The following is a 16,872-nucleotide window of genomic DNA, read 5'->3' as shown; positions in this document are numbered from 1 at the left end:
ACCCGATCTCCAAAACCCCTGTGGATAACTCTGTCCACAGCCCGGGGCGGAGCGTTCGCGCTTTGTCGGTCCCACCGGGTTGCATGGGGGCATGGCCCACCCCCAGCGGCCCGGCCCGGCTGCGGGAGGACCGGTGGCGGGCCGTCGAGGCACTCGTCGCGGACGAACGCCGGGCGCCGGTGGTGCAGCGGACCGGCCGGGGCAAGTCCGCGGTGCACTTCGTGGCGGCCTCGCTGCCGCGCGCGCGGGACAGCGGGCCGACCGTGGCCGTCTCCCCGCTGCCGGCCCTGCTGCGCGACCAGGCCGAGGCCGCCGCCCGTGCGGGCGTGCGCCCGTGCGGGCGCGCACGGTCAACTCCTCCGACCCCGAGGAGTGGGACACCGTCCGGGCCGAGGTCGCCGACGGCACCGTCGCCGTTCTCCTGGTGAGCCCGGTGGGACAGCCGTCGGCGCACCGTCCCCGGGTGCGGTGTCCGTCTCGCCTTCGAGGACGACGCACCGCTGCCCGTCGCCGGCCTCGCTCCGGCCCTCGATCTGCCCCCTGCCGTTCCCGGCGGTGAGGTGGCCGGAGCCCGCGGGGGTCAGATGGACTTGGTGACCCGCAGGATCTGCCAGATCGCGGGGAGGGACGCCCGGCCGTGGAAGGCCAGGTATTCCGGTACCACCAGGTCCGGGCCCCACTTCTCCTTGTACGCCAGTTGGCTCGCCGACGGGTACACCTTGTCACCGCGCTCTGCGAGCAGGCGCATGAAGCGGCTCGTGAGCCGACTGGCGCCGGTGACCTCGTGTTCGTGCGAGAGCCCGACGAACGGGGTGAAACCGAAGTGCAGCCACTCGGCGCCCTCCGCCCGGAAGGCGTCCATCGCGTGCAGGTTCATCGCCTCCATCACGCCGGGCGGCGCGCTCGCCCGGCGGCGGCTCAGGTCGTGCAGCCAGCCCGGGTGCGTCCCGTAGGCGGGGGCGTACGAGATGTAGCCGATCGGGGCGCCCTCCAAGCGGCCGAGCAGCAGCCGGCGAGCGGACTGCGCCGGGCCGCCGCACTCGCCGACCAGGAACTCGATCTCCTTGACGTGCCGCCCCTTCGACCTGAGCCACTCCGCGTCGATCGCGGCGATCTCGGCCCTGTGCTCCTCGTAATCGACCTCGGACACCTCCAGGCCGCTCCGGCGCGCCTTGGAGATCTTGTTGCGCAGCTTCATGAACTTCGTGCCGCGCAGCGTGTGTCCGGGCAGCCGGACGGCGTAGGAGGAGCCGACCTGGTTCACCGTGAAGCCGCTGGAGGCGTACAGCCGGGCGTCGTGCGGCTGGAGCTGGACGGCCACCACGGTGCGCCGACGGGTGCGGGCGAAGTCAAGGAAGGCGCGCAGCAGCGCGGGGCGGCCGGCCTCGGGGGCGAACGGGCCGCCGAACTGGATCAGGTACCGGCCCGCCTCCCGGTAGGCGACGAGGCCGGGTGAACCCGGGTCGGTGAAGAAGCCGTTGCCCGAGTTCAGGGCGAGGAAGGCGCTGGGGTTGTCCGCGTGCTCACCGAGCACCCTCGCCGCTTCGGCGTGGTCCGTCTTCCGGTTGGCCGTGGTCATCCGTCACCTCTGGTCCCTCGTGGACAGCCTGCGGAAAGTGCTGGGCCGTCATGCTCCGCGAAGGGGCTTTCATCAGGCTGAGGCCGCCGTCTCAGAGGTATCTCCGCCGATTCTCAGGCGGGGCTGTGACAGTCGGTGCGAGGGCATCACCTAGGACATTCTTCCCGTCTCCGTGACCGGAAACGGGTGAGCGGAGGAACTGCGTGAGCAGGGCCCGTACGGCGCCCCCGGCGCCGCACCACACTGACGGATCAGAACTGCTGAGCTACGCCTCGCTGATCGACGGCAAGAGCGTGCCGGGCGACCGGTGGGTCTACGTGGTCGACTCGGACGCGTTGCTGCAGGACGCCTTCGCCAGCCTGACGCTCAAGCGGAAGCTGGAGAGCGGCAGGCTGGCCCCCGAGGACCTGCCGGGCGGCAGCATCGTGGGCCGGGTGGCGAGGGCGGACCGCGAGGCGGTCGAGCAGGCCGTGCGGGCCGCGGCCGGCGCGACCGCCGAGTGGAACGCGTTTCCCCTGGACGTGCGCCTGAACCAGTTCGGCGAACTGCTGCACAGGCGGCTGACCGAGACGGCCGAGCGCACCATCGACATCCTGCTGCGCGAGGGCCACCCCCTGGCGCTGGCACGCTGGCAGGTCTCCGGCGCCCTGGAGTGCTTCTCGCCCCAGTCGCTGGACTTCTACCGCAGCCAGATGCTGCACGAGACGACCCAGGGTCCGCGCCGCACGTCGGTGCGCCGCCGCCCCGACGGCGTGGTCTGCCTCAATCCGCCGCAGAACGCCCCGCTGTCGAGCGCGCTGCTCGGCGTGACGTCGATGATGGCGGGCAACTCGCTGGTCGTACGGGCTCCGCGGAGCGCCCCGCTCGGGGTGATGTACGTCCTGCACGAGGTCGTCGCCCCGGTGCTCGAGGAACTGGGCGCACCGCGCGGCACCCTCAACGCGGTCTGCGGCGACCCGGCTCCGGTGCTCAACAGCTGGCTGGAGAGCCCGCTGGTCGACGACATCATGTACTTCGGCAGCAGCGAGGCCGGCATCCGCTTCCAGGACCGGTGCGTGGCCGCGGGCAAGAAGCCGATCCTGGAACTGGCCGGCAACGACGCCGTGGTGGTCTGGAAGGACGCCGACCTGGAGTACGCCGCCGAGGCGCTGACCGAGAGCTTCTTCGGCTCCGGACAACTGTGCATGATCCCCAACCAGGTGCTGGCCCACCCGGACGCCGCCGACGAGCTGGTGGCGCTGCTGGCCCGCAAGGCCGGGGAGATCAAGGCCGGTTCGGTGCGCGACGAGGACGTCCTGCTGACGCCCGTGCTGCGCAACGAGAAGTTCTTCGAGTGCCTGCAGGACGCCCTGGACGGCGGCGCCGAACTGGTGTGCGGCGGTCACGCCATGCAGGCCGACGGCACCCGGGACACCGCGGGCATCTTCCTGGAGCCCACCGTGGTCCTGGTCCGGGGCATGGAGGCGGCACGGCGCATCCAGGCGGTGCGGCACGAGACGTTCTTCCCGCTGCTGCCGGTGATCGCGGCGGAGCCCGCCCCGGAGTCCGTACTGCTCGAACGTTTCACGGACTTCGTCAACAGCAACCCGTACGGGCTGCGCAACTCGGTGTGGGCCAAGGACCCGGAGGCCGTCGAGCACTTCGTCACCCGGATCACCAAGGGCGGACTGCTCAAGGTGAACGACTCGCACATCGGCTTCCTGCCCGGCCTGCCGACGCACGGCGGCACCGGACTGACCGGCGGAGTGCACGGCGAGGCCAACTACCCGATCCTGCGCACCTCCCACATCCAGGGCGTGAGCGTCAGCGACGGATCGGTGCGGCCGAGGGACGCCGTGTTCGGCGCCTGGCAGTCCCTGCGGGAGGCGGCCCCGGCGGCGGAGTCCGCGCGCCCGTGATCCGTACGCCGACGGCGTGACCCGAGAGCAGACAGCAGCCCACGTACCGAAAGAGAGCAATGCGCCCACTCGACGCGGCCCGCGCCACCTGTGAGACCTTCCTGCCCGGCCTGCTCGACCGCCTCGCCGGCCACACCCTGACCGAACTGGAGGTCCCGCAGAGCCCGGCCCTGCGGCACTTCCGCGAATGCGGCGGCCCCGCACTCGTCATCCCGAAGGAGTACGGCGGGCTCGGCGCCGACCCCCTCCAGGCACTGGCCGTCACCCGGGCCATCGCCTCCCGCGCTCCGTCGCTCGCGGTCGCGACGACCATGCACCACTTCTCCGTGGCCACCCTCTTCAGCCTCGCGGCGAGCGTGCGCAGCAGCGGCATGGAGTGGGCACTGCTCCAAGGGGTGGCCGAACAGCGCCTCCTGGTCGCCTCCGGATTCGCCGAGGGGCGGCCCGGCCGGGGCATCCTGTCGCCGACCGTGTCCGCCGTGAAGGCGGAGGGCGGCTACCTGATCAACGGCTCCAAGAAGCCGTGCAGCCTCTCCCACTCGATGGACCTGCTCACCGCCAGCGTGGCGCTGCCCGCCGACGACGGCGGCAGCAGGATGGCCGTACTGCTGGTCCCCCGGGAAACCCCCGGTCTCACCACGCACCCGTTCTGGGCCAGTCAGGCGCTGGCGGGCGCGGAGAGCGACGAGGTCCGGCTGACGGACGTCTTCGTGGACGAACAACTGCTGATGCCCAACGACGCCGAGCCGGGCGAGCTCGACGAGCTGCAGACCGTCGGACTGATCTGGTTCGAACTGCTCATCTCCGGCTGCTACCTGGGCATGGTCAGCGGCCTGGTCGAGCGCGCCGTCGACACGGGCAGGGGCAGCGAGTCGGACCGGCTGCGGGCCCTGGTGTCGCTGGAGACCGCCGCCCAGCTCCTGGAGGGCGTGGCCCGCCGGGTGCGCGACGGCGAGCGGGGCAACGAGCACCTCGCGCAGGCGCTGGTCGCCCGGTACGCCGCGCAGGACGCGCTGGCCGCCGCCCGCGACCAGGCCGTCGAACTGCTCGGCGGCACCGCGTACATGAGCGCGTCCGACGTGGCGATCGTCGCCGCGGCTTCCCACGGGCTCGGTTTCCACCCGCCGTCCCGTTCCGCCTTCACCGGCCCCTACCTGGCACACGTGGCGGGCGAACCGCTGCGTCTGGCCTGAGGAGCACCCCATGACGACCACACCCCTCACTCATTCCCCCGGGCCCGCCGCCCCTGACGCCCCCGGCCGCCGCATCCCCGGCCGGGAGGAGCTGGGACGCCTCTACCGGGAGCACATGAACCGCGGGCGGGCCACCCTCGGCGAGATGTTCGGCGGCCACGTCGAGGTGTCCTCCCAGGGCGCGTGGGTCACCACCGCCGAGGGCGAGCGGTTCCTGAACTGCGGCGGCTACGGCGTCTTCCTGATGGGAGCGCGCCACCCCACGGTGGTACGGCACGTCTCCGAGCAGCTGCACTCGCACCCGATCTCCACCCGGCTCTTCCTGGAGCCGCAGGCGGCGCTCGCCGCCGAGGCCCTCACCGCCGTCACCCCGGCGGGCCTGTCCCGGGTCCACTTCGCCGGATCGGGCGCCGAGGCGACGGAGACCGCGCTCAAGCTCGCCCGCACCAAGGGCCGCCGCCGTCTGGTGGCCACCGTCAACGGCTACCACGGCAAGACCGTCGGCGCGCTCAGCCTGACCGGCAACGACGTCTTCCGCACCCCCTTCGAGCCCCTGCTCCAGGACACCGCGCACGTGCCGTTCGGCGACGCGCGGGCCCTGGAGGACGTCCTGGCCACGATGCCGGGCGAGGCGTGCGTCTTCGTGGAGCCGGTGCAGGGCGAGGCCGGGGTGGTCCTGCCGCCGGACGGCTACCTGCGCGCGGTGCGCGAGGCCTGCGACCGGCACGGCGCGCTCCTGGTGCTGGACGAGATCCAGACCGGCCTCGGCCGGCTGGGCACCTGGTGGGGAGCGGACCGCGAGGGCGTGAGCCCCGACATCCTGCTCGTCGGCAAGGGGCTCAGCGGCGGAGTCGTCCCGGTGTCGGCGGTGGTGGCCACCCGGGAGGTGTTCTCGGTCTTCGACCGCGACCCCTACCTGCACACCTCGACCTTCTCCGGCGCCCCGCTCGCGATGGCCGCCGCCCGTGGCGCCCTCGCCGCGATCCAGGAGGACGACCTGGTCGAACGGTCCCGGGCGCTCGGCGAGGAGATGCTCCCGCAACTGCGGCGGATCGCGCTGTCGCACTACGGCGACGCGGTCCGCGAGGTCCGCGGGCGCGGGCTGCTGATGGGCATCGAGTTCGCCGAACCGGGTCCGGCCGGCGACCTGCTCATCGAGCTCATCGCCCACGGGATCATCGCCAACCACTCCCTCAACTCGCACCTCGTACTGCGTCTGACACCGCCCGCGATCCTGGAGCGCGGCGAACTGGACCACCTGTACGAGGCGTTCGACCGGGCCTGCCGCGCGCAGGCGCGCCGCTACGCCCCCGCGTCCGCCGTGCCCGACGCCCCCACCCGCTCCGCCGAGCCCTCCGCAGGAAGCAGCCGACACCATGCGTAACGCATCCGTACTCCTCCGCGTCGAAGGCACCGCCCCCGAGGCCGCCTTCGACCGCGTCCACGACTTCGCGCGGTACCCGGAGTTCACCGAGGTGGTCCGCAGCGTGACCGTCCACGAGCTCTCCGCCGCGGAGGAGACCAGTGAGTGGGAGGTCTACTTCCGCAACGGCATCCTGCGGTGGACGGAGGCCGACCGCTTCGACCGGGAGACGCTGGTGATCTCCTTCGAGCAGATCGACGGCGACTTCGCCGAGTTCTCCGGCACCTGGCGGGTCAGCGCCGACGGCCCCGACACCCTGATCGCCTTCTCCGCCGACTTCGACTTCGGCATCCCGAGCCTGGCCGGCATCCTGGACCCGGTGGCCCAGCGGGTCTTCAAGGAGACCATCGCCCGGGTCGTCGTCGGCCTCTTCGGCAGCGCGCGGGTGGAGGGCGACGAGGCCGTGGCGCGTGCCGTCGCGGAGGCGGGGAGCACGGCGCAGGCCGCCCCGGTACTCGGCTGATGGACGGCCGGAACCTCTTCGACACGCCCACCACCTACCGGCTGATCCGGCTGGAGTACGGGCTGGGTCTCGTGGTCTCGGCGGTCCTGTTCTTCGCCCACCTCGACGAGGTCCGCTGGCTGCCGGCGATCGGGCTCTTCCTCTACATCGACCTGATCGGCTACCTGCCGGGGGCCCTCGCCCACCACCGCAGCCCCGACAAGCGGATCCCCAAGGTCTACTACGTCCTCTACAACGTGATGCACAGCCTGGTCACCCAGGGGCTGGTCGTACTGGCCTGGATCTGGCTGTTCGGCGCCGAGTGGGCCCTGCTGGTCGTGCCGATCCACCTGTTCGGCGACCGTGCCCTGTTCGGCAACTTCCTCAAGCCGTTCGCGCCGCGCTTCGAGCCCGAGGCCCACCCCGCGTACACCGCCTTCCGCGCGCGCTACGAGAGCGGCGGGCACTCCGGCGGGCACGACGGCGCGGACGTGACCGCGGGCGCCGCCACGGGCACCGCCGCGGCCGGCGGCACAGCGGCGGTCCACTGAGCGGCGTTTCCGTCCCGCCCTCCTCGTCCTTCGCGTCTTCCTCTCCGCGCGGGCCCGGCCGGGCCCGCGCCACCACACCGGGAGCACCCATGAGCAACGTCTACGACCGTCTGACCAAGCTGCTGGCCGAGGGGTTCGGCCTGGAGCCGCACGAGTTGAGCCCCTCCGACACCTTCTCCCACCTGGAGATGGACTCACTGGCCATGGTCGAGCTGACCGTGGCGGCCGAGGAGGAGTTCGGGGTGAAGCTCTCCGAGAAGGAGGTCGGCCCCGACTCGACCCTGGCCGACGCGGCCCGGGTGCTGGAGCAGAAGGCGGAAGCCGCCTGATGCGCCCGCGCAGCGACGCGGCGGGACGGCCCGCCCGGTTCGACGCGGCGATCACCGGGCTCGGCATGATGACGCCCGCCGGAGTCGGCACCGGCCCCTCCTGGGCGCGCATCCGCGAGGGGGCCGCGACCGAGGCCGTCACGGTGCCCGAACTCGCCGGTGTGACGACCGACTTCGCCTGCCGGGTGCCGGGCTTCGACCCGGCGGCCGTACTCGGCCGCCGCAGGGTCCTGCAGCTCGACCGCTCCAGCCAACTGGTGCTGGCCGCCGCGCTGGAGGCGGTGGCCGACTCCGGGCTCGACCCGCAGGACTGGGACGGCGCCCGCGTCGGCGTGGTGCTGGGCAACGGCATCGGCGGCGCGCAGACCTGGGAGACCCAGCACCGGCGGCTCCTCGAATCGGGAGCGCGCCGGGTCTCGCCCCGGCTCATCCCGATGCTGTCGGCGAACATGACGGCGGGGTACGTCTCGATGGAGTTCGGCGCGCGGGGCCCCTCGCTGGTCACCGCGACGGCCTGCGCCTCGGGCACGACCGCCGTCGGGACCGCGCGGGACCTGCTGCGCTCGGGCGCCTGCGACGTGGTCCTCACCGGTGGCGCGGAGGCTCCGCTGACGCCCTCGCTGGTCGCGGGCTTCAGCCAGATGGGCGCCCTGTCCCGGCGCGGTCACGACATCCGCTCCGCCTCCCGCCCCTTCGACGCGGACCGGGACGGCTTCGTGGCCGCGGAGGGCGCCGCGGTCCTGGTGCTGGAGCGGGCCGAGGACGCGCGGGCCCGCGGCGCGCGCGTGCGGGCGATGGTCAGCGGGTACGGAGCCTCCGCCGACGCCTTCCACGCGACCGCCCCCGACCCGGAGTGCACGGGTGCCGCGCTCGCCCTGCGGGCGGCGCTGCGCGACGCCGGGATCGGGCCCGACGAGGTGGACCACGTCAACGCCCACGGCACCGCCACCGCCATCAACGACGCCACCGAGGCGCGGCTGATCAGGGAGGTGCTCGGGCAGCGGCCCTCGGTCACCTCGGTCAAGGGCGTGACGGGGCACTCGCTGTCGGCGGCGGGGGCGATCGAGGCGGCGGTGTCCGCGCTCACCCTGGAGGAGGGGTTCGTCCCGCCCACCGCGAACCTGGAGAGCCTCGATCCCGAGATCGACCTCGACGTGGTGGCCAAGGCCGGCCGGGAGGGCCCGGTGGAGGTGGTCGTCAGCAACTCCTTCGGGTTCGGCGGGCAGAACGCGGTACTGTTGCTCACCCGAGCCTGACGAGTACATGACCTTTTGGGCCCGAGAAGGAGCAGCAGGATGAACCCGACGGAACGCCGCTGGAGCGTGGAGGAGAGCGTCTTCGTCAAGGCGCCCGCCGACCGGGTCTACGCGGCGGTGGCGGACGTCCGGTCGATGGCCCGCTGGAGCCCGGAGTGCGTCGCGGTCCGCGGCGTCGCGGCCGGTCCCGCCCGGACCGGCGCACGCTTCGTCGGCTTCAACCGCAAGGGGCCGTTCTTCTGGTTCACCGGCTGCCGGGTGACCCGCGCCGAACCGGGCGTCGACTTCGCGTTCCGGGTCAGCTCCTTCGGGCTGCCGGTGGCCCTGTGGGGCTACCGCCTCGCCCCGGAGGCCGACGGCACCCGCGTCACCGAGTACTGGCGCGACCTGCGCACCGGCCGGTACGGCAAGGTGACCCAGGCGATGGGCCGGATCTTCACCGGCACCCGCCCCGAGGTGCGCCACCTCGCCAACGAGGCGGGGATGCGGGCCACGCTGGAGCGGCTGAGGCGGGAACTGGAGAGCAGGTAGACGGCCGGCGGCCGGTCGTGACCGCCGGCCCGCAGAGCACAGCCGCACCGCAGGGGGCGGGCACGTCGATCCGTGCCCGCCCCCTGCGCGTTCCCCCAGGACGGCGACCCGCGTCGGGCCCCTCAGCGTCCAGCCGCCGCCCCGGCCGGGTCCGCGCCGTCCTCCACGGGCGCCGGCCGGCGTCTGGCCGATGAGTGCAGGCCCGAAGCCAGGGCCCGTACCACCGCGGACGCGAGACGGGCGTGCCCGCGCGCGTTGGGCGTGGGGCCGTTCCGCTCCCAGACCCCGGCGACGGCGGGGGCCGGCAGACCCGCCAGGGACACGTGCAGCGCGCCGTGGAACTGGGCGACGGTGCGGGTGCGTTCGGCCTGGGCGCGCTGCAGGGCCCCCACCTCCTCCGCGTCCCGCCCGCGCGCCTCGGGTGAGCGGGCCAGGCTGAACGGCTCGACCAGCACGACGTCGAGGCCGCGCTCGCGCAACGGGCTGATCACCCGCACCAGTTCCGTGCGGTGCACGCCCGGGTCGAAGGAGGGGTGCAGCAGGTCCTGGCCGGACAACTGGACCACTGCCAGGTCCCCGCCGAAGACCAGCGCGTCCGCGAGCTGGCCGGACCGCACCGCGGCCGACCGGCGGGGCTTGCCGCCCAGCAGGTTCAGGCAGGCCAGCCCCGGCTCCCGCCCCCGCAGGGCGTCCGTGACCCGGTCGTACCAGAGACCGCCGCCGTACCCCTCGACCCGCTCGACGCGCCGCTGCGCCCCGCCCTCGCCCAGTACGATCATCCGCCGCCAGCGCGCCCCGGCCAGCAGTCGGCCGGTCTCCGCCGCATCCAGGCAGTGCGGATCGCCGTGTTCGTCCGGCGCGAGACCCTCCGTCGTGCGGGGCCTGGACAGTCGGGGCACGTGCTCACTCCTTCGGTTCGGCGTCCCGGGTTCGGGACGGCCGGTTGCGGCTGTCTACCCCAGCCTGCGCGGAGTGACCTGTTCCGTCGGTGAGGCGCTCGTCTCAGAGCCGTCTAAGCCGAATCTCAGGAGGGTCCGGCAGGATCTGAACCACCGGCGGACGGGGCGTCACCGCCCCGCGAAGCCGAGGGAGAGGTACCCGAAGCGGCCCAACGGGGTTCCGGGGAAACCCGGATCGGGTGCAAGCCCGCGCAGGTTCGAATCCTGCCCTCTCCGCGTCCGCCTCCCGGAGGTCCCGTCCGTACCGGGACCGGCTCCGGGAGGCCGTCGCCCGGCCCGGCCCAGTGCCCCTGCCGGTCGCGGAACCGGCCGGACCGCGCGACGCGCCGGTCCGCGGGGCCACGACCGCCGCCGGCCACAGGACCGCCGCGGACGCGCGTCCCACCCGGCCGTGCGCTCCGCACAGCCGCGAAACCCGCACAGCCGCGAAGGGAACCCCGGATGATCGGCACGCTGCTCAAAAAGCCCCTCGAAGTGGTGGAGACGAATTTCCGGCAGCCAAGCGGCCCCGCCGGGCAGCTCGTCGGGCACCTGATGACCCTCCAGCACCGGTCGCTGACCGTCTGGGCCATCGAGCACATGGACGTACGCCGCTCCCAGCGGGTCCTGGACGTCGGCTGCGGCGGCGGCATGGCGGTCAAGCTGCTCGCCGAGCGGACCCCGCGGGGCTTCGTCGCGGGCGTCGACTACTCGATGGACATGGTCACCCAGGCCGTCCGCCGCAACGCCGACGCCATCGCGCGCCGCCGGGTCGAGATCCGGCACGGCGACAGCGCCGAACTCCCCTACGAGGACGCCTCCTTCGACCACGTCAGCGCCATCGAGACGTTCTACTTCTGGCCCGACCCGATGCGCGGCCTCGCCGAGGCCCACCGGGTGCTGCGCCCCGGCGGCCAGGTGGCCATCACCCTGGAGATGAGCCGGGAGGCCGCCGCCGACCCCTCGCTGGTCCAGCGGTACTTCGGCAAGCACTTCACCGAGCGCTCCGAGCGCGACGGGCTGCACATCCTGTCCGGGGCCGAACTGACCGGGATGCTCTCCGAGGCGGGCTTCCACGACGTCCGCTTCGTCTGCGAACCCCGCCGCTCCCTCGGCTGGGTGTGCGCGCTGGGCCGCAAATGACCACGGCCCGCGAGACACCGAGGCCGGCGCCCGCCGGGGCCGCCCCGCACGTCGCCCCCGCCGCAGGCGGGCCCGCCCCCGCACCGGAGGCCGACGGGGTGCCGCTGCTGGGCAACATCGTGGAGTTCCGCAAGGACATCCTGGGCGTCATGCACCGGGGCTGGCAGGAGCACGGCGGACTCGTCCGCTACCGGCTCGGGCCGGTGGTGGTGCACGGCGTCTCCAGCTCCGAACTGGCGGGCGAGGTGCTGACCGACAGCGCCACGTACGGCAAGCTCGGACCGGACAACCCGCTGCGGCTCATCCTCGGTGAGGGGCTGCTCACCAGCGACGACCACGAGAGCTGGATGCGCAACCGGCGCATGATGCAGCCCATCTACGCCAAGCAGGCGCTCGCCGGGATGTACCGGGCGATGGCCGACTCCACCGCCGACCAGCTCGCCCACATGGAGCGGGTCTACGCGCCCGGCGCCGAGGTGGACGTGCACGGCGAGATGATGCGGGTGACCCTCGACATCGTCAGCCGCTGCATGTTCAGCACGGACGTCAGCCGCACCCGCGACAGCCTGAGTCCGGAAGCGGTGGACGTGGCGGTCAACTTCGCCTTCGACCGGCTGCAGAACCCGTTCAGCCCGCCCACCGGCTGGCCCACCCCGCGCAACCGCCGCTTCCGCCGGGTGATGGACGGCCTCGACTCGATGATGTACGGCATCATCGAGGAGCGGCGGGCCGCCGGGCCCCCCGAGGGCGGCGCCAAGGACCTCCTGGACATGCTGCTGGCCGCCCGGGACGCCGACACCGGCGAGGGGATGACCGACCGCGAACTGCGGGACGAGATCATCACCACCTTCGCCGCCGGGCACGAGACCACCGCGGTCACCCTCACCTGGGCCTTCTACCTGCTCTCCCGCAACCGGCAGGTGCTGCGCCGGGCACAGGAGGAGGTGGACCGCGAACTGGGCGACGCCCTGCCCACGGCCGCCGACCTCGCCCGGATGCCGTACCTCCTGCAGATCTTCGAGGAGGCGCTGCGCCTGTATCCGTCGGCGCCGATCGTGCCCCGGCTGACCCTCAAGGACACGATGCTGGGCGGCCACCGCGTACCGGCCGGCTCACGCGTCCTGGTCAACCTGTTCAACATCCACCGCGACGAGCGGCACTGGGACGACCCCGAACGTTTCGACCCGGACCGCTTCGCCGCCGCGCGCAAGAAGGGACGCCACCGGTTCGCGTACCTGCCCTTCGGCGCGGGCCCGCACCTGTGCATCGGCAAGCACTTCGCGCTCATGGAGGCGCACCTGCTGCTCGCCGCGCTGATCCGGCGCTACGAGTTCCGGCACGTGCCCTCCCACCGAGTCGTCAACCACGCGACCATCACCCTGCGCCCCAAGTACGGCATGGAGATGACCCTGCACGAGCGCCGGCCTTCCAGGGCCCGCCGACCGCTGGGCGAGGACCCCGCCGCCGACTGACCGTCAGGGGCGCGGAACCCGCCACTGACCGACCGCCAGTTCACGGTCCCGCAGACACCGACCGCCCCCGCGGCCCGCCGGGGCGACCACCGCACGCCGGCCGACCGGAGGAGACGCACCCGTGCACACCGACTACACCACCGCCGACGCCCTCACCCTCAACCGGACGCGGTACCGGCCGGGCCAGACCGAGGGCCACTACGAGAGCTTCTACCAGCGCGGCAACCACCCCACCGAACCGAGGGCGTTCTGGATCCGCTACACGATCTTCAGCCCGGCGGGGATGCCCGACGCGGCCATCGGCGAGCTGTGGGCGGTCTATTTCGACGGCGTGACCGGCGAACACGTGGTCGCCAAGGAGGAGTACCCGATCGCGGAGTGCGCCTTCGACCGCGACACCTTCGGCGCGCGCGTCGGCGACCGCGTGCTGGAACCCGGCGCGCTGCGCGGCGAGTCGGTGGGCACGAACGGCTCGATCGCCTGGGACCTGACGTACAAGGGCGACGAGCCTCCGCTGCTCCTGCTGCCGCCGGGCATGTACGAAGGGGGCTTCCCCAAGGCGAAGAGCCTGGTCGGCGTGCCGCTCGCGGTGTACGACGGCACGCTGACCGTGGACGGCAGAACCGTGGACGTGGACGGCTGGACCGGCAGCCAGAACCACAACTGGGGCAGCCGCCACACCGACTACTACGCCTTCGGCCAGGTCGCCGGATTCGACGACGCGCCGGACAGCTTCCTGGAGATCGTGACCGGCCGCACCCGGCTGGCCGGACCGGTCACCACCCCCATGGTGACCTTCCTGGTGCTGCGGCACGAGGACCGCGAATACTCCCTGGTGGCCCCGCGCCGGGCGCTCACCGCCAAGGCCGACTTCGGCTACTTCTACTGGGACTTCGCGGGCGGCGACGACACGGTGGACATCCGCGGCCGCTTCGACGCCAGGCCGGAGCACTTCGTGGGACTGAACTACTACAACCCGCCGGGCGGCATCAAGCACTGCCTCAACACCAAGATCGCCGCGTGCGAGGTGGAGATCACCAACAAGATCACCGGCCGCACCGCGCGGATGCACACGGCCAACCGGGCGCTGATGGAGATCCTGACCGACGACCGCGACCACGGAATCACGATCCGCGCATGACCGAACAGACCACCCGGGTCGCCGCCGGACCCCCGGCCGGCCGCGACCCGGGTCCGCGCGAGGCCCTGAGCGCGGCGTCCCGGGCGGCCGACGCCACCGCCCGGTTCACCCGCCGCAGACGTCGGCCGCTGCTGGCCGCCTGGCTGCTGCTCCTGGTGGTGGCGGGCTTCGGCGCCACCCGGCTCGCCGACGCGCTCAGCGGCGGCGGCTGGTTCGTGGCGGGCTCCGACTCCGCCGCCGCCGCCCAGCGGGTGACGCAGGGCTTCCTGGGACGCGGCGCCACCTCACTGACCCTCGTCGTCGAGGACACCCGCCACCACCAGGGCGAAAGCGCCTTCGACAGCCGGGTGCGGGACGCGGTGAACCGGGTCTCCCGGGACCCCGGCCTGAAGATCTCCGGAACCCACGGCTACACCACGCTCAGCACGGAGCAGGCCCGCGCCGCCTTCCTCGGCGAGGACCGCCGCACCGCGCTCGTCCGCATGGGCTCCGCACTCGACGACGGCACCGCCCGCCGCGTACTGCCCGCCATCCAGGCCCAGTTGAGCGACGCGTACGAACCCCAGGGCCTGCGGGTCTCCCTGGTCAGCCAGGCCGCCCTGTGGGGCGAGGTCAACCACCTCAGCGAACGCGGCCTGCTCCGGGCCGAGTTGATCACCCTGCCGATCATCGCGCTGGTCCTGCTGCTGCTCTTCCGCAGCGTGGCCGCCGCGCTCGTCTCCCTGCTGGTCGGCGTCACCTCGGTCGCCTTCACGCTCGGGCTGCTCGCCGTGCTCGCCCGGCACACGGAACTCTCCGTCTTCGTCCAGAACGCCGCCACCATGCTGGGCCTGGGCGTCGGCGTGGACTACTCGCTCTTCGTCATCATGCGCTTCAAGGACGAGCTGCGCGCCGCGGGCCCCCGCCCGGACGCCGACGCGGTGGAACACGCCGTCGCCCGTACCCTGCGCACCTCCGGCGAGACGGTGGTCGCCTCCGGGATCACCATCGTCGCCGCCATGTCCACGCTCTTCCTGGTGGACCTGAACGTCATCTGGTCGATGGCGCTGGGCGCCGTCGTCGTGGTGGCCTTCTCCATCCTGGCGAGCGTCCTGCTGCTGCCGGTCCTGCTCCACCTGCTGGGCCCCCGCATCGAGTGGGGGGCGCTGGGCCGGCGCGGACCGGCGCGCACGACGGCCGCCCGGCCGAGCCGCTGGGCGACGGTCAGCCACGCGGTGATGCGCAGGCCGCTGCTGTTCCTCGCGGTCAGCCTGACCGCGCTGGGCGTGCTGGCAGTGCCCTCGCTGAAGCTGGAGACCTTCACCCCCGACGCCCGGGTGGTGCCCACCGGGGCGGCCGTCCGCGAGGGGTACGACACCGCCAAGGACCAGTTCGGCGTCGGCAGCGCCGCCCCCATCCAGGTGGTGGTGGAGTCGGACGTGCCGCTGTGGGAACGCGACGCCCCCGCCGCCGCCCGGCTGGTCGCCTTCCACGACGCCCTGGCACGGCTGCCCGGAGCCCAACGGGTCGATTCGGTGGTCACCCCGCTGCGGCAGGTGAGCCCCGAGCGGCCCTTCGCCGCCCTCGCACCGGCGGCGGCCACCGCGCTCCCCGCCGACCTGCGGTCGTCCGTACGGCACTTCGCGACCGGCGACGGACGCGCCCTCGTACTGGAGGTGGTGGGCGAGGACACCGCGTCCTCCGAATCGGTGCGCGGCCTTCTGGAGTCGGTGCGCACGACGGCGGACGCCTTCGCCGCCGGGGACGGCTGGCGGGTGCACACCGGCGGGGAGACGGCCGAGGGCGTGGACGCCAATGAGGTGATCTCCGACAGCCTGCTGCCGGTCGTCGCCACCATGCTCGCCGTCATCTACCTGCTGCTGCTCATCACCTTCCGGTCGGTGTTCCTGCCGCTGTCGGCGATCCTGATGAACCTGGTCTCGATGGCCGCCACCTACGGAGTGCTGGTCCTCGTCTTCCAGGAGGGCTGGGGCAGCGGCGTCCTCGGCTTCGACACCAGCGGATACCTCACCAACTTCGTGCCGGTGCTCCTGGTGACCCTGCTGTTCAGCCTGAGCACCGACTACGAGGTGTTCCTGCTCAGCCGCATCCGCGAGGACTACGTGGCGACCGGCGACGGCACCGGGAGCGTGGCCCGCGGCATGGCCGCCACCGCGCCGCTGATCTCGGGGGCCGCCGTACTGATGGTGGCGGTCTTCACGGCGTTCGCCTTCACCGGCATCCTTCCCATCCAGCAGATAGGCATCGGCATGGCCGTGGCCATCGCGGTCGACGCGACCGTCATCCGGCTGCTGCTGGTGCCGGCCTCCATGCGGCTGATGAACCGGTGGAACTGGTGGATGCCCGGCCGCAAGGACGTCGGCCGCGGCGCTTCCCGCCGGCCCACGGCGGACCAGCCCGCGACGGACCAGCCCGCGATGTCAAAGGAGTGACATGCAGAGCGACCTGACGACTGAACCGAGAGTGGCCGAACGGCTGACCGTGGCAGTGCCCGCGCACACGGTGTGGGCGGCGGTCAGCGACGTGCGGCGGATGGGGGAATGGAGCCCGGAGTGCAGGGGCGCCTGGGTGCCGGGCCGGGCGGGCGCGCTGCGCCCCGGCAGCCGGTTCCTGGGGCGCAACCGGGCGGCCTGGCTGCCCTGGGTGACCGTGTGCCGGGTGGTGGAGTCCGTACCGGGGAAGCTGTTCGCGTTCGACGTCAGCTTCTTCGGCGTCCCGCTCTCCCGCTGGGTGTACCGCTTCACGGAGACGCCCGGCGGCTGCGAGGTCACCGAGGAGTGGCACGACCGGCGCCGCGGACTGCCCGGCAAGCTGCTCACCGCCACCGCACCGCTGCTCACCGGGGTGGTCCGGCGCCCGGCCCGCAACCGCCGCACAGTGCGGACCACGCTGATCGCCTTGCGCGACACGCTCGAAGGGCGGCGGTGAGAAGGGAGCCGCCCGGCTCGCACGGGCGGCGGTGAGAGTGCCGCCGCC

Annotated in this window: 15 protein-coding genes, 1 tRNA gene and 1 pseudogene; 15 read left to right on the top strand and 2 right to left on the bottom strand. The window is 73.0% G+C overall.

Annotation, left to right across the window (positions count from 1 at the left end; translation table 11 throughout):
- Nucleotides 1-83: 83 nt before the first annotated feature.
- A pseudogene (locus tag ACZ56L_RS00450) lies at nt 84-433 on the top strand (recombinase RecQ); the annotation flags it as partial.
- A gap of 147 nt (nt 434-580) precedes the next feature.
- Here ACZ56L_RS00450 and ACZ56L_RS00445 read toward each other — a convergent pair.
- Nucleotides 581-1,579, bottom strand: coding sequence for a bifunctional lysylphosphatidylglycerol flippase/synthetase MprF (locus ACZ56L_RS00445; protein WP_471059959.1), 999 nt, complete (start codon nt 1,577-1,579; stop codon nt 581-583).
- 203 nt (nt 1,580-1,782) lie between these two features.
- Between ACZ56L_RS00445 and ACZ56L_RS00440 the strand changes: the two genes are divergently transcribed.
- The 8 genes from ACZ56L_RS00440 (at nt 1,783) to ACZ56L_RS00405 (ending at nt 9,202) form a co-directional block, all read left to right on the top strand.
- On the top strand, nt 1,783-3,477 hold the full coding sequence (locus tag ACZ56L_RS00440; protein WP_471059956.1) for an aldehyde dehydrogenase family protein: 1,695 nt from the start codon (nt 1,783-1,785) through the stop codon (nt 3,475-3,477).
- A gap of 59 nt (nt 3,478-3,536) precedes the next feature.
- A complete protein-coding gene (locus ACZ56L_RS00435) occupies nt 3,537-4,670 on the top strand; it encodes an acyl-CoA dehydrogenase family protein (protein ID WP_468683552.1) in 1,134 nt (377 codons plus the stop codon).
- Between the two features lie 10 nt (nt 4,671-4,680).
- Nucleotides 4,681-6,054, top strand: coding sequence for an aspartate aminotransferase family protein (locus ACZ56L_RS00430; RefSeq protein WP_471059951.1), 1,374 nt, complete (start codon nt 4,681-4,683; stop codon nt 6,052-6,054).
- Nucleotides 6,047-6,556, top strand: coding sequence for a type II toxin-antitoxin system RatA family toxin (locus ACZ56L_RS00425; RefSeq protein ID WP_345217383.1), 510 nt, complete (start codon nt 6,047-6,049; stop codon nt 6,554-6,556). Before ACZ56L_RS00430 ends, ACZ56L_RS00425 begins: the two co-directional genes overlap by 8 nt.
- Nucleotides 6,556-7,086, top strand: coding sequence for a hypothetical protein (locus ACZ56L_RS00420; protein ID WP_468683557.1), 531 nt, complete (start codon nt 6,556-6,558; stop codon nt 7,084-7,086). The genes ACZ56L_RS00425 and ACZ56L_RS00420 overlap by 1 nt, the downstream gene beginning before the upstream one ends.
- A gap of 89 nt (nt 7,087-7,175) precedes the next feature.
- The gene (locus ACZ56L_RS00415) at nt 7,176-7,415 is read left to right on the top strand and encodes an acyl carrier protein (protein ID WP_345217379.1); all 240 of its coding nucleotides are present in this window, start codon (nt 7,176-7,178) and stop codon (nt 7,413-7,415) included.
- On the top strand, nt 7,415-8,671 hold the full coding sequence (locus tag ACZ56L_RS00410; protein ID WP_468683558.1) for a beta-ketoacyl-[acyl-carrier-protein] synthase family protein: 1,257 nt from the start codon (nt 7,415-7,417) through the stop codon (nt 8,669-8,671). Before ACZ56L_RS00415 ends, ACZ56L_RS00410 begins: the two co-directional genes overlap by 1 nt.
- 39 nt (nt 8,672-8,710) lie before the next feature.
- Nucleotides 8,711-9,202, top strand: coding sequence for an SRPBCC family protein (locus ACZ56L_RS00405; protein ID WP_345217377.1), 492 nt, complete (start codon nt 8,711-8,713; stop codon nt 9,200-9,202).
- A 122-nt stretch (nt 9,203-9,324) separates the two neighbouring features.
- On the opposite strand, the gene ACZ56L_RS00400 is transcribed toward ACZ56L_RS00405, so the two are convergent.
- Nucleotides 9,325-10,101 carry an SGNH/GDSL hydrolase family protein gene (locus ACZ56L_RS00400; protein ID WP_401758065.1) on the bottom strand — a complete coding sequence of 259 codons (777 nt, stop codon included), beginning with the start codon at nt 10,099-10,101 and terminating at the stop codon, nt 9,325-9,327.
- A 189-nt stretch (nt 10,102-10,290) separates the two neighbouring features.
- On the opposite strand from ACZ56L_RS00400, the gene ACZ56L_RS00395 reads away from it, so the two are divergent.
- From ACZ56L_RS00395 to ACZ56L_RS00370, 6 genes are all read left to right on the top strand, one after another.
- Nucleotides 10,291-10,377, top strand: a tRNA-Phe gene (locus tag ACZ56L_RS00395).
- A 225-nt stretch (nt 10,378-10,602) separates the two neighbouring features.
- Nucleotides 10,603-11,283: a class I SAM-dependent methyltransferase gene (locus tag ACZ56L_RS00390; protein ID WP_345217375.1), complete on the top strand. Its 681-nt coding sequence runs from the start codon at nt 10,603-10,605 to the stop codon at nt 11,281-11,283.
- Entirely contained in the window at nt 11,280-12,755 is a 1,476-nt protein-coding gene (locus ACZ56L_RS00385) for a cytochrome P450 (RefSeq protein WP_471059941.1), read from the top strand. The genes ACZ56L_RS00390 and ACZ56L_RS00385 overlap by 4 nt, the downstream gene beginning before the upstream one ends.
- 121 nt (nt 12,756-12,876) lie before the next feature.
- Nucleotides 12,877-13,896, top strand: a complete 1,020-nt coding sequence (locus ACZ56L_RS00380; RefSeq protein WP_345217373.1) for a hypothetical protein — start codon at nt 12,877-12,879, stop codon at nt 13,894-13,896.
- Nucleotides 13,893-16,328 (top strand): MMPL family transporter, encoded by a 2,436-nt coding sequence (locus ACZ56L_RS00375; protein ID WP_471059935.1) that lies wholly within the window; start codon nt 13,893-13,895, stop codon nt 16,326-16,328. The genes ACZ56L_RS00380 and ACZ56L_RS00375 overlap by 4 nt, the downstream gene beginning before the upstream one ends.
- Nucleotide 16,329: 1 nt before the next feature.
- Nucleotides 16,330-16,824 (top strand): SRPBCC family protein, encoded by a 495-nt coding sequence (locus tag ACZ56L_RS00370; protein ID WP_468683561.1) that lies wholly within the window; start codon nt 16,330-16,332, stop codon nt 16,822-16,824.
- The last annotated feature ends 48 nt before the right edge of the window (nt 16,825-16,872 follow it).

The organism is Streptomyces sp. NPDC039736 (genome assembly GCF_055596485.1).
The sequence above is the reverse complement of the archived record's forward strand: the minus strand, read 5'-3'. Positions and strand labels throughout refer to the sequence as shown.

Bases quoted from the DNA above. Each gene is read 5' to 3' on its own strand.
- ACZ56L_RS00445 (WP_471059959.1), bottom strand. From the start codon at position 1,579: ATGACCACGGCCAACCGGAAGACGGACCACGCCGAAGCGGCGAGGGTG.
- ACZ56L_RS00435 (WP_468683552.1), top strand. From the start codon at position 3,537: ATGCGCCCACTCGACGCGGCCCGCGCCACCTGTGAGACCTTCCTGCCC.
- ACZ56L_RS00430 (WP_471059951.1), top strand. From the start codon at position 4,681: ATGACGACCACACCCCTCACTCATTCCCCCGGGCCCGCCGCCCCTGAC.
- ACZ56L_RS00425 (WP_345217383.1), top strand. From the start codon at position 6,047: ATGCGTAACGCATCCGTACTCCTCCGCGTCGAAGGCACCGCCCCCGAG.
- ACZ56L_RS00420 (WP_468683557.1), top strand. From the start codon at position 6,556: ATGGACGGCCGGAACCTCTTCGACACGCCCACCACCTACCGGCTGATC.
- ACZ56L_RS00415 (WP_345217379.1), top strand. From the start codon at position 7,176: ATGAGCAACGTCTACGACCGTCTGACCAAGCTGCTGGCCGAGGGGTTC.
- ACZ56L_RS00410 (WP_468683558.1), top strand. From the start codon at position 7,415: ATGCGCCCGCGCAGCGACGCGGCGGGACGGCCCGCCCGGTTCGACGCG.
- ACZ56L_RS00405 (WP_345217377.1), top strand. From the start codon at position 8,711: ATGAACCCGACGGAACGCCGCTGGAGCGTGGAGGAGAGCGTCTTCGTC.
- ACZ56L_RS00390 (WP_345217375.1), top strand. From the start codon at position 10,603: ATGATCGGCACGCTGCTCAAAAAGCCCCTCGAAGTGGTGGAGACGAAT.
- ACZ56L_RS00385 (WP_471059941.1), top strand. From the start codon at position 11,280: ATGACCACGGCCCGCGAGACACCGAGGCCGGCGCCCGCCGGGGCCGCC.
- ACZ56L_RS00375 (WP_471059935.1), top strand. From the start codon at position 13,893: ATGACCGAACAGACCACCCGGGTCGCCGCCGGACCCCCGGCCGGCCGC.
- ACZ56L_RS00370 (WP_468683561.1), top strand. From the start codon at position 16,330: ATGCAGAGCGACCTGACGACTGAACCGAGAGTGGCCGAACGGCTGACC.